Annotated in this window: 11 protein-coding genes; 6 read left to right on the top strand and 5 right to left on the bottom strand. The window is 68.2% G+C overall.

Going from position 1 to position 12,534, the window contains the following annotated elements:
- Positions 1 to 4 precede the first annotated feature (4 nt).
- Both JF52_RS0101340 and JF52_RS0101335 read right to left on the bottom strand, forming a co-directional pair.
- Positions 5 to 1,285 carry an O-antigen ligase family protein gene (locus JF52_RS0101340; protein WP_235272304.1) on the bottom strand — a complete coding sequence of 427 codons (1,281 nt, stop codon included), beginning with the start codon at positions 1,283 to 1,285 and terminating at the stop codon, positions 5 to 7.
- 17 nt (positions 1,286 to 1,302) lie between these two features.
- Positions 1,303 to 2,724 (bottom strand): O-antigen ligase family protein, encoded by a 1,422-nt coding sequence (locus JF52_RS0101335; RefSeq protein ID WP_033104735.1) that lies wholly within the window; start codon positions 2,722 to 2,724, stop codon positions 1,303 to 1,305.
- 67 nt (positions 2,725 to 2,791) lie between these two features.
- On the opposite strand from JF52_RS0101335, the gene manA reads away from it, so the two are divergent.
- From manA to JF52_RS0101315, 4 genes are all read left to right on the top strand, one after another.
- Positions 2,792 to 3,910: a mannose-6-phosphate isomerase, class I gene (gene manA, locus JF52_RS0101330; protein ID WP_033104734.1), complete on the top strand. Its 1,119-nt coding sequence runs from the start codon at positions 2,792 to 2,794 to the stop codon at positions 3,908 to 3,910.
- Between the two features lie 240 nt (positions 3,911 to 4,150).
- Complete coding sequence (locus tag JF52_RS0101325) at positions 4,151 to 4,468, top strand: WhiB family transcriptional regulator (RefSeq protein WP_084595453.1); 318 nt, start codon at positions 4,151 to 4,153, stop codon at positions 4,466 to 4,468.
- 74 nt (positions 4,469 to 4,542) lie between these two features.
- Entirely contained in the window at positions 4,543 to 7,584 is a 3,042-nt protein-coding gene (locus JF52_RS0101320; RefSeq protein ID WP_084595451.1) for a glycosyltransferase, read from the top strand.
- Entirely contained in the window at positions 7,581 to 8,969 is a 1,389-nt protein-coding gene (locus JF52_RS0101315; protein WP_033104733.1) for a DUF5719 family protein, read from the top strand. The genes JF52_RS0101320 and JF52_RS0101315 overlap by 4 nt, the downstream gene beginning before the upstream one ends.
- Here the strand turns inward: JF52_RS0101315 and JF52_RS0101310 are convergent.
- On the bottom strand, positions 8,960 to 9,391 hold the full coding sequence (locus JF52_RS0101310; RefSeq protein ID WP_234000105.1) for a hypothetical protein: 432 nt from the start codon (positions 9,389 to 9,391) through the stop codon (positions 8,960 to 8,962). The two genes, JF52_RS0101315 and JF52_RS0101310, sit on opposite strands and share 10 nt — an antisense overlap.
- A gap of 67 nt (positions 9,392 to 9,458) precedes the next feature.
- Here JF52_RS0101310 and JF52_RS0101305 point away from each other — a divergent pair, with 67 nt between their 5' ends.
- Positions 9,459 to 9,665: a DUF3499 family protein gene (locus tag JF52_RS0101305; RefSeq protein WP_033104731.1), complete on the top strand. Its 207-nt coding sequence runs from the start codon at positions 9,459 to 9,461 to the stop codon at positions 9,663 to 9,665.
- Between the two features lie 81 nt (positions 9,666 to 9,746).
- Here the strand turns inward: JF52_RS0101305 and JF52_RS0101300 are convergent, their stop codons facing one another.
- The gene (locus JF52_RS0101300) at positions 9,747 to 10,556 is read right to left on the bottom strand and encodes an RDD family protein (protein ID WP_033104730.1); all 810 of its coding nucleotides are present in this window, start codon (positions 10,554 to 10,556) and stop codon (positions 9,747 to 9,749) included.
- A gap of 16 nt (positions 10,557 to 10,572) precedes the next feature.
- On the opposite strand from JF52_RS0101300, the gene JF52_RS0101295 reads away from it, so the two are divergent.
- Positions 10,573 to 11,565 carry a stage II sporulation protein M gene (locus tag JF52_RS0101295; RefSeq protein ID WP_033104729.1) on the top strand — a complete coding sequence of 331 codons (993 nt, stop codon included), beginning with the start codon at positions 10,573 to 10,575 and terminating at the stop codon, positions 11,563 to 11,565.
- 68 nt (positions 11,566 to 11,633) lie between these two features.
- Here the strand turns inward: JF52_RS0101295 and aqpZ are convergent, their stop codons facing one another.
- On the bottom strand, positions 11,634 to 12,398 hold the full coding sequence (aqpZ, locus tag JF52_RS0101290; protein WP_052166665.1) for an aquaporin Z: 765 nt from the start codon (positions 12,396 to 12,398) through the stop codon (positions 11,634 to 11,636).
- Positions 12,399 to 12,534 lie beyond the last annotated feature (136 nt).

Raw genomic sequence — 12,534 nt, 5'->3', positions numbered from 1 at the left:
CGCATCACTCCTGCGGTCGCAGCGTCGGGATAGCCCCCGTGTTCGCGGCGTCGATGTTCTCGCGCCACGACCTCGACTGCCCTGCGCGCAGCGCGCACAGCACGAGCATGAACCAGCCTGCTCCGGCGAGCGTGAAGCTCTCGAACATCGAATCGACGGCGAGGGTGACGAGCACGAGCGGCGTCCAGGCGTAGACGACCGAGTGGCGCACACTGGCGACCAGCCATGACCTGATCAATGCGACGCCGCCCAGGATCAGGAACAGCAGGAAGCCGGCGATGCCGAGCTGCAGCAGCACGTCGAAGAAGGCGTTCAATGCCGTCTGGTGCTGGTCGTTGAGCAGGTAGTTGATGTATGTGAACGGATACTCGCCTCGCTGCCACGGACCGAACCAACCCCAGCCCTGAAGAGGTCTGATCGCCACGAAGTCGAGGATCTTGTTCCACAGATCAGCCCGGATGGAGAAATCGGACCCTGCGCCCATCCAGGCGATGATCGGATGCCGGAACGCGAAAGCCACGACGAGCGAAGCGACAGCCAGTGCCCCCAGCATCCATTGCACCAGATTGCGATGCGCCGCCGACGTGTGCCGCACGATCGTCAGGGCCGCGGTCACGACGCCGACGGCGACAGCCAGCACCAGCACCGTCGGAGACGCCGACACGAGCGCGAGGAAGCCGGCGAGCGCGATCGACGGAACCGCGATGGGCGCGATGACCGATTGGGTGCGCCATTCGATGAAGAACGTGATCAGCGCGATCACCGCGATGAAGCCCAGCATGTTGCGGGTGCCGAAGATTCCCTGGATGGGCCCGCCGATCGCGAGATTCCCCTCGACGGCGAGGAACGAGATGGGTACGTCGAGGAGGATGCCGGAGAGGATCTCCACCGCGAGCGAGGCGAGCAGCAGCGCCCGCAGCGTGTCGCCGATCGCGCGCACGGTCTGCAGCGTGTCGCGGATATGTCCGATCGTGATCGCCAGCACCGCGAATCCGAATGTCCAGATCCATCCGACGAGCGAGTCGGAGCGATCCGTCGTCCAGATCAGGCTCGCGAGCGCTAGTGCGAGGAACGCGAGCAGCGACGAGGGCGCGAGCCGCAGCAGCGACAGCTCCTCCCGTCGCACGAAGAGGATCGCCACGCCGAGCACGCACAGGATGACGATGATCGTCGCGTACGTCGTCGACGACGTCATCTGCTCGATCGCGAATGAAGCGAACGTCGCGGTGAGCGCCGCGAGCGTGTACGCCCGCGCCATCTCGACGGAGCCGAGCAGACGGCTCACCCGATCCGCCGCTGAGCTCACGGGACCCGCCGCGCCGTACTGCCGTGCTCGGTCACGCGGGACTGCTCGTTGAGCCCGACGCCGACCAGGGGAACCGACTTGATCTTGAACGAGAAGAGGATCAGCAGCAGCCATCCCCAGAGCATGATCGGAGTGGACTCCGCGAGGCCCTGAACGAGCAGGATGACCGTGAACAGCAGAGGGAGCAGCGTCAGAGGGGAGTACGGTCGATCGGCGCGCAGATTCCATCGCGGTCGATCGGCGGCGAAGAACCAGGCGCGCCAGAGCAGTCCGAAGTACGCCGCAGCCATGAGCACCACGCCCACCGCGCCGAGCTGCATGAGCACATCGAGCCACATGTTGTGCGCGTGGAACACGGTGATGCCCTGATCGATGATCCACCCGTCGAACGACGGGTCGGTCGGGATCCAGGGGCTCGAGAAGCCGTTGCCGATCACGGGGTGAGTCGCTGCGCGTTCCAGCACCTTCGCCCAGATGACGTCGGTGCGTCCGGTCAGGTCTGCGCTGCGGCCGAGCATCTCGAACAGCGGTCGGCGGAACACGATCAGGGCGGCCACGACGATGACGACAGCCCCACCGCTGATCGCGTAGATCCGTGCGCGCGCCCCCGGTGTGCGGGCCCGGCGGATGAGCAGTGCGATCATGAGGACGACACCCGCCGCGAGTGCGCATACGTACGTCGTCGCCGACGACGCGCGGACCATCATGTACGCCGCGACCAGCATCCACATCACGAGTGTCGTGCGCCACCGTGCGCGCAGCGCGAAGCGCACACCGAACGTGACGATCGCGAACAGGCTGATGATCGCGAGCATGTTGGAATTGCCGACGATGCCCTGGATGCGCCCGCCGTCGAACAGGTTGTCGCGCACCCAGTACCAGTGCGGATTGATGTCATCATCGGGAAGCGTGAGGAAGTTCGGCAGCAGGGGCCCGCGCACGACCAGCGACACCCAGAGTTCCAGAGCGAGGGACAGCCCGAGAATCCATTTGAACGCAGATGCGAGCGCTCGCACGATCCCGTGCCAGCTGAGGACGTGGGCGATCAGGAGCGCGTTCACGGTGACGGCGACGAGCAGCAGCCAGGTCAGGACCGTGGGGAGCCGCCACTGGGACCACGTCACCGACACCAGCGCGAGCGCCACGTACCCGAGCGCGGACCACGGCAGCCGCCGCCAGGGGAACGGATGTGGCCTGGCGCGCGCGATCATCGGAATGCCGATCGCGAGGGCGGCGAGTGTGAGCACGATCATCACCGCGCCGGCTCCGTACATGCCGAGGAGGTTGTACAGGGCGGTGTGTGCGAAACCTGCGACGAAAACGAGGATGACGTAGCCGCGCAACAGCAGATGCCCCGTCGACTCGCGCTCCGGCGCGGTGGGCGGGGCTGTCACTGGATGCTTCGTGTACTGCGCCATCGGGTTCAGGCTACCGCGCCGAAGCCCGCCGCCTGCTGTGCCACGTCCGGATCGCTACGCTGGTGCCATGCTGCTGAGCCTGTCGAACGAACCCCGTGACTACGCCTGGGGGTCGACATCCCTCCTCGCCGACCTGGAGGGACGCGAGTCCACCGGCGTCGCGGAGGCCGAAGTCTGGTTCGGCGACCACGCCGGCGACCCCGCGGACGTCGCAGGCGGCTCGACGCTCGATGCGGTCACCGGGGGCACTCTTCCCTATCTGCTGAAGCTGCTCGCCGCTGCTGATCCGCTTTCGATCCAGGTGCACCCCACGATCACCCAGGCACGAGACGGTTGGGACAAGGAGCGGGACCTCGCCGCGGACGACCCCGCGCGCAACTACCGCGACGCCAACCACAAGCCCGAGCTCATCGTCGCGCTCAGCGACCGCTTCGAGGCGCTCGGAGGATTGCGTCCCGTCGCCGGTACGCTGCGACTTCTGGATGCGCTGGGCGCGTCGTCCGGCGTGCGCGCGCTGCGCTCGCGACTCGAGGGCGGCAGCGATGAGGATGCGTTGAGGGATGCTGTCGGCTGGCTGCTCTCCGGCGACGCGCAGCGCGAGGTCGATGAGATCATCGCCGCACTCGCCGGTGCATCGTCCGATGAATTCGACGCAGAACTCGAGGCGGTGCGAGCGATCGCCGGACGATACCCCGGCGACCCCGGTGTGGTCGTCGCGCTGCTGATGAACTACCTCGTCCTCGGCCGTGGCGAGGCGATCTTCCTGCGCGCGGGGCTCCTGCACGCCTACATCTCCGGCCTGGGCGTCGAGATCATGGCGGCGAGCGACAACGTGCTGCGCGGCGGGCTGACGCCGAAGCACATCGATGTGCCCGAACTGCTGTCGGTGCTCGACACCACCCCGGCCCAGGTGCCGGTGCTGGCACCTGCGGCCGACGCGGTTACCGATTATCCGATCGAGGTGCCGGATTTCGCATTGCGGCGCGTCGTGCTCGAGGGCACGCCGTTGTCGATGGAGGTCTCCGGCCCCGCGATGGTGCTCTCGACCGGGGGAGAAGTCAGTGTCACGGGTGCCGACGGTGTCGCGCTCGCTGTTCCGGTCGGAACGGCCGCCTTCGCGATCGATGAGACATCGGTGCTGCTGAGCGGCGTCGGCGAGGCGTTCATCGCGCAGCCCGGCAGCTGATCCGCTCGATTGTCGATCACCGCACTTCTCGTCGACGATCGGTAGCCGATCCCAACCGATGAACACGCCCGAGATGCCCGGTACTGAATCCCGCCTGAAGCGACACGCCGTAGACACGCCGTGAACCTTCAATCCTCGATTGAGGCTTTAGTATCTGCGACTTGACCGCAGCGAATGACACGGGTGTAATTAGTTCAGCAAGGCCCGGTGGGGGGCATTCTGAAGGGCAAGGAGAGCGACATGACGGGTTACCGTTCCGACGTTCCCGAGAACTGGTTTGTTGATCCGGTCAATCTCGGGGTACCCGGGGTCAGGCGAGCAGAGCCCGACGAGGGAAGCACCCTGTCATGGCAGACGGATGCACTGTGCTCGCAGACCGACCCTGAGGCGTTCTTCCCCGAGAAGGGCGGTTCGACTCGTGACGCGAAGCAGATCTGCTCCTCGTGCGACGTGCGTGGCGAATGCCTCGAGTACGCGCTGAACAATGACGAGCGCTTCGGCATCTGGGGCGGGCTCAGCGAGCGCGAGCGCCGCAAGCTCAAGCGCAGCGCCGGCTGATCCTTCATAGCTTGCCGGGCACGCCGGGCGGGGTGACCGCGGGCGGCGAAGTCAGAGCATAGGCTGACCAGGCCATGCCTACCCCAGTTCATGCCATCATCGTCGCGCGCCCCGGTTCATCCGCGCATGCACAGCTGCTGCGGACACTCGACGCGCTGACTCTCCAGGCCCGACGCCCCGATGCGGTCACACTGGTCGTATCAGGCGATGGATCGGGTGCGCGCGCCAGCGACGCCGTCGCGGCTGTCGTGGAAGGCATCATCGAAGCGCACGGCGGAACCTCGTACGCCGAGGCCGTGGAACTCGCCAGGCCGCGCGTGGCCGAAGGCGCCGCGGTATGGCTGCTCGCCCACGACACCGCACCGCACCCGCAGGCCCTCGCACAACTCGCGGGGGCACTGGAGCGCTCGCCGTCCGCGGCGTTCGCGGCACCCAAGCTCGTGAACGTCGACAACGAACGCGAGCTCGTATCGCTCGGTGTCACCATGACCACGCTGGGTCGCTCGGTCGAACTGGCAGCAGGCGAGCTCGACCAGGGTCAGCACGACAGGGGTGAAGACGCGCTCGGCTCGGATGTCCGCGGCATCCTGATCCGCAGCGAGGCACGTGATCGGCTTCGGCCCGACCCCGCCCTTGCCGGTGCGGACGAGGGGCTCGACCTCGGCGTGCGTGCACGGCTCTCGGGCGCCCGCGTCGTGCTGGCACCGGGCGCGCGCGTGTCCGTGCACCCGGACGGGCCTGCAGCCCTTCCGCGCAACGCAGCGCAACGCGCCTACGTCACGCGGCTCGCACAGCTGCACCGCCGCCTCTCCTACGCTCCGGCGGCAGCGGTCCCGTTGCACTGGCTCTCGCTGCTGCCTCTGGCGCTGTGGCGCACCATCGTGCATCTGATCGGCAAACGTCCGGCATCGGTGTTCCCCGAGTGGGGCGCGGCCATCATGGCGATGGTGCGTGTCGGCGCCGTCGCGCATTCACGGAAGGGCATCCGCTCCTCCCGCACCGCGACCTGGTCGAGCATCGCCCCGCTGCGCATGACGCGCGCGCAGCTGAGTCGACGCCTCGACGACGGCCATGGCAGCGAGGGCGGCGCGCTCAGCGAACTGAACTTCTTCTCGGGCGGCGGTGCCTGGGCGGTGCTCGGTGCTCTCGTGGTCGGCGTCGCATCGTTCTTCACGCTGCTGGCGTGGCCGGCGATCGGCGGGGGAGCCCTGCTGCCCCTGCGCAACACCGTCGCGGCGCTCTGGGAAGACGCGGCGTGGGGTCAGCACGGCCTCGGCATCGGAGTCGTCGGCCCGGCAGATCCCTTCTCCGGAGTCATCGCCGTGCTCGGGACGCTGTGGGCCGGCGCTCCTTCATTCTCGATCGTGCTGCTCTGGCTGCTCGCCCTTCCTCTCGCCGTGCTCGGGGGCTGGTTCGCGGCGACGCGGATCACCGACCGCGGCGGCCTGCGCATCTTCGGCGGCGTTGCATGGGCGCTCGCGCCTACCTTCCTCACCGCCCTGGTCGAAGGCCGACCGGCTGCTGTTCTGCTGCATCTGCTGCTGCCGTGGCTCTTCCACGCCGCAGTCGTCGCGCATCGTTCTTGGGGTGCGGCCGGTGCGGCATCCATCATTCTCGCCGCCGTCCTCGCATGCGCGCCGGTGCTCGCCCCGGCCCTCGGCCTGCTCTGGGCCACAGCCCTCGTGATCGTGCTGACCCGCGGTTGGTTCCACGGTGCGGTCCGTCTGCTCTGGATGCTGGCCCCCACTGCGGTGCTGTTCGCGCCGCTGGTGATCTGGCAGGTTCGGTACGGCGACCTCTGGGCGGTCTTCGCCGATCCGGGGCTGGCGTGGGCCGGCCCGCAGGTCGCAGGCGACAGCGCAGGACGATTGCTGCTGGCGACAGGATTCCCCACTTCCGATCTGGCCGGCTGGACCGAAGTGATCGACCCGGCAGTCGCCGTCTGGGCGCCGCTGCTCATCGTTCCGATCGCGCTGCTCGCTCTGGCCGCGGCGATCGCGCCTCGGTGGGGTGCGGGCATCACCCTTCTCGCCGTCGCGATGACGGGTCTCGCGACGGCATTCGTCGCAGTCGGCGTGGTCGTCAGCTTCGCGAACGGCGTGCCCGTCGAGATCTGGCCAGGCACCGGCTTGAGCCTCGCCTGGGCCGGCGTCGTCGGCGCGGCACTGGTCACGCTCGACACCGCCGTGACACTGCCCAAGTTGCGCGTGTCCGCGGTCACCGTCGCGGGCCTCGCGCTCGCGCTGTGCGCGGTGCCTGCCCTCACCGCTCTGCACACCGACCGCACCGTGCTCACCGAAGGGCCGGAGAGCACTCTTCCTGCCTTTGTCGCGGCCGAGGCGAAGGGTGACCGCGATATCGCGACTCTCGTCCTCGTTCCGCAAAACGACGGCGGACTGGCGGCTGAGGTCGTGTGGGGCGCGAGTGAGACGCTCGGGGCGCAGACGACGATGCTCAGCACCGCCACCAGGCCGCCGGGGACGGACATCAGCGCGCTGTCGGTGGATCTGCTCTCGACGCGCACCTTCGACGCGCCGTCCGAACTCGGCGCTCATGGCATCCACTTCGTCCTTCTCGATCAGGTCGACACCGATGAGTCGGATGCCGCCCGCGCCTTCCGAGTGGCAGCGATCACCGCCCTCGACCAGCGCGCCGGGTTCGTGAAGGTCGGGGAGACGGAGAAGGGCGTGCTCTGGCGCCTCGAGGCCACGCCCGCTGAGCGGGCAGCCCTCAGCAACGTGCAGGAAGGCACGGCCACCGCCGTCACGACGCTGCAGCTGATCGTCCTGTTCGCGGCGCTCCTGCTCGCGATCCCCACTCGCTCCTCCAGGCGCGCCGCGCGCGCGCAGTCGCGCATCGTCGGACGATCGCCCGAAGAGCCGATCGTGCTTCCCAGGCGCCACGACGATCAGGCGCACGAAGAGCATCCGGATCAGCGCGATCCGCACGGCGAAGACGACATCGACGACACCGCTGATGCAGACGCCGACACTGCCGATGCCCCCGACGACACCGCTGATGCCGACGATGAGACCGCTGAGGATGCGCTCGAGGAATCCGATCCGGAGCAGGGCGTCGAAGCCGAACACAGCACCGACCGGGAGGAGGAGCGATGACCCAGAACCGTGCGATCCGTGTCGTCGCCACGGGCGCCAGGCTGCTCGTCGGAGCGGCTGTCGCAGTCGGCTGCGTGGTGGGCGTGACGGCCGCCGTCGCTCTGCCGTGGCCCGGCGTGGTGAACGAACCCGCTCAGGTGTCCGTGACGCCGACCGCAGGAGACTCGACGCTCGTGTGCACCGGGGACTTCCGCGCGATCGGCCGCAACACGCAGAATGCCGGACAGATGTCTTCCGCAGGCGACTTCGCGCTGACACGCGACAGCGTCGGCACGAGTGAGAGCTCCGAGCTCGCAGCCGTCGATCTATCCACCGCCGATTTCAGCGGTCCGGCGACCGGCCCGAGCAAGATCGTCGGCAGCCCCGATCAGGGCTCTGCCGCGCTGATCGCCGCGGCGGAGTCGATCTCGCTGGCTGCCGACGACCTCTCCGGTCTGGCCGGCAGCGCATGCCGCGAGCCGAGCACAGAGTCGTGGCTGGTCGGCGGCACCGTCGAGACCGGAACGAGCGACCTCATCATCCTGTCCAACCCCGGTGACGTCACCGCCACGGCGACGATCACGGTGTTCGGAAGCGAGCAGTCGTCGACCACGACGCTCGTGCCTGCCGGTACTCAGCTCGCTGTACCACTGGCGTCCGTCGCTGCGGGACTGCAGCAACCCGTCGTTCGAGTCACCGCCGCCGGCGCGCCGCTGCGTGCGGTGCTGCAGTCCTCACTCATCCGCACGCTCGACCCATCCGGAATCGACCTGCAGGACACGGCGGGGTCTCCGCGCACCGACCTCACGTTCGCGGGTGTTCAGGTGCTGGTCGAGAACGCCGACTACCCTGTCTCGCTGCTCAGGCTGATGGCGACCGATCAAAGCGGAGAGGCGAGCATCACCGTCCGAGCAGACGATGAGGTCGTGCGGCAACTCTCCGTCCCCCTGGATGCGGGGATCCCGGCGGAAGTGAACCTCGACGGGCTGGAGACCGGCATGTACACCGTCGACGTCACGGCCGAAGTGCCGGTGGTCGGAGCCGTCCGTCAGGTCAGCGGCATCGGCGCTGGTGCCGACTTCGCTTGGATGACACCGGCCCCTCAGCTTTCCAGCGAAGTGCTCATCGCCGTGCCGAACGGCCCGCGCCCGCAAATCCACCTGGTCAATTCCGGTGACTCAGCGGTCTCGGCCACTCTCGCACCCACCGCAGGCGGCGCTGCACAGGAGATCGCCGTTCCCGCCGGCGGCACCGCTGCCATCGATCTCTCCCAGGGCAGCACGTACTCGCTGACGATGGACGCTCCAGTGCACGCCGCGATCACCATGGCAGGCACGAACCAGATCGCAGGCTGGCCGATCTGGTCGGGGGCTGCCGCCGCCGACCCCGTCACCGTCTATCCCTGATCGGGGCCGAACTCCCACGGATCCTTGCCGACGTACTCTGCGGCGGCACGGAAGACCGCGCTCTCGATCGCGATCCGGCGGTGCATGGCGTCGTCATGTCCTGGTGGAAGCAGCCGCTCTATCGGGATGCGGAACAGCACGATCCGGCGCCCCTCACGATCGAGGTGCCAGCGGGGGATACCTGTCGTGTCGGCAGTGAGCGGCAGCGCGCCGATCTCGAAGCGCACTTCCTGCAGCTCGGGCCACGTGCCGCGCAGGAACTCCACCGCGGTGCCGATCGTGACGTCGAACCGGTCCACGCGACCCTCCAGCGGCGGCAGTGGCGGACGCACGACCTCACTGCGTCCGAGGCGCCCATGACGGCCGTGGCGCGCCCCACGACGGGGCGCGGCACTGGTGCGATCGGACCGGCGACGGGGCATGACGAAAGTCTAAGGTGTCCCGCGCGGCATCCGCGCGGAGACTGCGGAGCGTTCTACGCTGGCACAGATGGACGGACGGCTCTGCTCGAAGGTCACCTGCGCCCGTGAGGCGGTGGCGACGCTCACCTACGATTACGGCGACCAGATGGCCGCGCTCGGTCCGCTGGGTGGCACGAACCACCCCAACGCGCATGACCTGTGTTCCCAGCATGCGGAGCGGGTGTCCGTGCCGACCGGGTGGATCGTCGTGCGTCACGAGGCGATGCGCGCCTGAGCCTGTCGATCCCTGAGCCTGTCGAAGGGCCTGAGCCTGTCGATCCCTGAGCCTGTCGATCCCTGAGCCTGCCGAAGGGCCTCAGACGCCGACGTGGCGTCCGGTGAGCTTCTCCGCGCGCGCGTCGGCGATCGCCAACGCACGACTCTCCCGTTCCCGGCGAAGCACCGTGAGGGCGATCAGAAGCTGCTCCGGGTGGGCGACCGGCTGCGGCGACACGTAGCGGGCCGTCTCCGTCACGAGCTCCTGGGCGATGCGGGCGCGGGCGGGCGGTGACATCCGCTCCGCGTGCTGCAGGAACTGCGAGACGCGCCGTGCCAGGCGATCCGGCATCCGCGCGACATCGGCGATCTGCGCCCAGTCGGCCAGTGCCTGGGGCATCACCGGAGCGAGCGCGACGAGCTGCGGGGTACGCACGCGCTGGCTGTACGTGCCGGCGACCAGATCGCCGAGCCGCTGCGATCGGGCCGTGAACGCACCGGCCAGGATCGCGATCGCGCCGAACGTCATGTAGATCTCCAGCACGCCGACCAGGGCCCGGATGAATGCATGCCGGAACCCGGCCGCACCGCCGTCCAGGCGCACGATGCGACCACCGACGGCCAGACGCCCGAGGCTTCGCCCGCGTGTCGCGAGTTCGACCACGATCGGCACGACCACGAAGCACACGACGATCGCCGTCACGTTCAGGATGCCGTCGATCGATGCATCGACGATTCCGCTGCCCAGCAGCCACGTGCGCAGCCAGAGGAACAGCAGGAACAGTATCCAGCTGACGATCATGTCGATCAGAGCGCCGAGGGCGCGCATGAAGAAGCTGAGCGGCTGCACGTCGATGGCGACGGCTTCGCCGGAGAGCACCTCGTCGGCGGTGTCGATCGGCATGGACATGAGTACAGTAAATCAGGTGGATGCCGATGCTCTCAGCGATGCCCGCCGTACCGAGTGGGAGCGGCTGGACGAACTCAGCCGCCAGCGACTCGACGGTGAGGGCGTGGACGAGCTCATCGTGCGGTATCGCGCAGCATCGGCAGACCTCGCCGAGCTGAAGACCTCGGTGGGGGACACTCCGCAGGGCGCCTACGTGTCGTCGATCCTCGCGAAGGCGCGGCTGCGACTGACGGGTGCGTCCGACAGCATCCTCACGCAGACGGCGCGGTTCTTCACCGATCAACTGCCGGCCGCCCTCTATCGACTGCGATGGACGACTCTCGTGATCGCGCTCGCATTCATCGCGATCACCGTGGGAGTCGCAGCCTGGATCTCGAGCGACCCCGCGCTCGTCGCCGCACTCGGACCAGCGGACTTCCTCGAGCAGTACGCCGAGGAGAGCTTCACCGAGTACTACACCGAGAACCCGGCCGCCGTGTTCGCCGGGATGGTGTGGACGAACAACGCGTGGATCGCCGTGCAATGCGTGCTCTTCGGCGTCACCGGGATCTGGCCGATCTACGCGCTCGCGCAGAACGCGTTCGGACTCGGCGTCTCAGCGGCCGTCATGGCAGTGCATGACCGCCTCGACGTGATGGTGCTCTACATCCTTCCGCACGGGATGCTCGAGATGACGAGCATCTTCGTCGCGGCCGCCGGCGGCCTGCACCTGTTCTGGGCATGGGTGGCACCCGGGCGGCGCAGCCGCGCGACCGCGCTCGCCCAGGAGGGAAGAGCTCTCGCGACAGTGGCGATCGGCCTCGTGTTCGCGCTGTTCCTGGCGGGGCTCGTCGAAGGCTTCATCACTGGCTGGTCGCTGCCCTGGCCGATCAAGATCGGCATCGGCGCTGCCGCGCTCGCAGTGTTCCTCGTCTACATGCTGCTCGTCGGCGGACGTGCCCACCGCCGCGGTGAACGCGGCGATCTGCTCGAGTACGAGGCGGGAACGCCGCAGCTCGTCGCCGGCTGACGGAAAGATCCCGCCCCCGGATGAACCGGAGGCGGGATCTTCTTCGTGCGTCGTTGCGGATTCGGCGGTCAGAACTTCTTCGTGCCGTCGAGGAGCGTCTTGTACGCGAAGCCCGCGATCATTGCGCCCACGATCGGGAACACCAGGAAGACCCACAGCTGCGACAACGGGCCGACTCCGCCGTAGACTGCCGCAGCGATCGAGCGGGCCGGGTTCACCGAGGTGTTGTCCACCGGGATGCTGATGAGGTGGATCAGCGTGAGCGTGAGACCGATCGCGAGACCGGCGAACGGGGTCGGGCGCAGCTTGTGCGTCGTGCCGAGGATCACGAACAGGAAGATCGCGGTCAGGATCACCTCGATGATGATCGCGCCCCACATCCCGAACCCGCCGGGGGAGTACTCGCCCCAGCCGTTGCTGGCGAAGCCGGCATCCTGTGCGGTGGTCAGCCAGCCGTCCGGACCGAACAGGCCGATCAGCACGAGCGCGGTGCTCGCGATGAGTCCGCCGACGATCTGGGCGATGATGTAGCCGGGGACATCCCGCCAGGGAAGGCGGCCGGCGGCGGCGAGGCCGAGGCTGACTGCCGGGTTGAAATGCCCACCGGAGATCGGGCCGAAGGCGTAGACGCCCACGACGACCGTGAGGCCGAACGCGAACGCAACGGCCACGTAGACGGCCGAGCCCGATCCGGGGTCGGTGAAGTGGTTGGAGGCGAACAGCGCTGTGCCGACGCCGCCGAACACCAGCAGGAAGGTGCCGAGCGCCTCGGCAGTGAGTCGGGCGCCCACCGACGGTGTCGGAGGCGCGGCTTCGGCGAGTGATTCACTCATGGGATTCCCTCTCATCGGTTCGAGTCGAAGTTGACCGAATTCACGGCACATCTTCCACGCGGACGCGGTGGCGGTGAGGGAGGCGCGCCGGAGTGCACCCAGCGTTCTCACAGCGGATGCATTGCCCGGAGACGAC

Origin of the sequence: Microbacterium profundi (genome assembly GCF_000763375.1) — a bacterium.
Classification (GTDB): Bacteria; Actinomycetota; Actinomycetes; order Actinomycetales; family Microbacteriaceae; genus Microbacterium; species Microbacterium profundi.
Note: the sequence above shows the minus strand (reverse complement) of the source record. Positions and strands in the feature narration are given on the sequence as shown.

What these genes read in the sequence shown, in the direction of transcription:
- JF52_RS0101335 (WP_033104735.1), bottom strand. Translation starts at nt 2,724, where the DNA reads ATGGCGCAGTACACGAAGCATCCAGTGACAGCCCCGCCCACCGCGCCG.
- manA (WP_033104734.1), top strand. Translation starts at nt 2,792, where the DNA reads ATGCTGCTGAGCCTGTCGAACGAACCCCGTGACTACGCCTGGGGGTCG.
- JF52_RS0101325 (WP_084595453.1), top strand. Translation starts at nt 4,151, where the DNA reads ATGACGGGTTACCGTTCCGACGTTCCCGAGAACTGGTTTGTTGATCCG.
- JF52_RS0101320 (WP_084595451.1), top strand. Translation starts at nt 4,543, where the DNA reads ATGCCTACCCCAGTTCATGCCATCATCGTCGCGCGCCCCGGTTCATCC.
- JF52_RS0101315 (WP_033104733.1), top strand. Translation starts at nt 7,581, where the DNA reads ATGACCCAGAACCGTGCGATCCGTGTCGTCGCCACGGGCGCCAGGCTG.
- JF52_RS0101310 (WP_234000105.1), bottom strand. Translation starts at nt 9,391, where the DNA reads ATGCCCCGTCGCCGGTCCGATCGCACCAGTGCCGCGCCCCGTCGTGGG.
- JF52_RS0101305 (WP_033104731.1), top strand. Translation starts at nt 9,459, where the DNA reads ATGGACGGACGGCTCTGCTCGAAGGTCACCTGCGCCCGTGAGGCGGTG.
- JF52_RS0101300 (WP_033104730.1), bottom strand. Translation starts at nt 10,556, where the DNA reads ATGTCCATGCCGATCGACACCGCCGACGAGGTGCTCTCCGGCGAAGCC.
- aqpZ (WP_052166665.1), bottom strand. Translation starts at nt 12,398, where the DNA reads ATGAGTGAATCACTCGCCGAAGCCGCGCCTCCGACACCGTCGGTGGGC.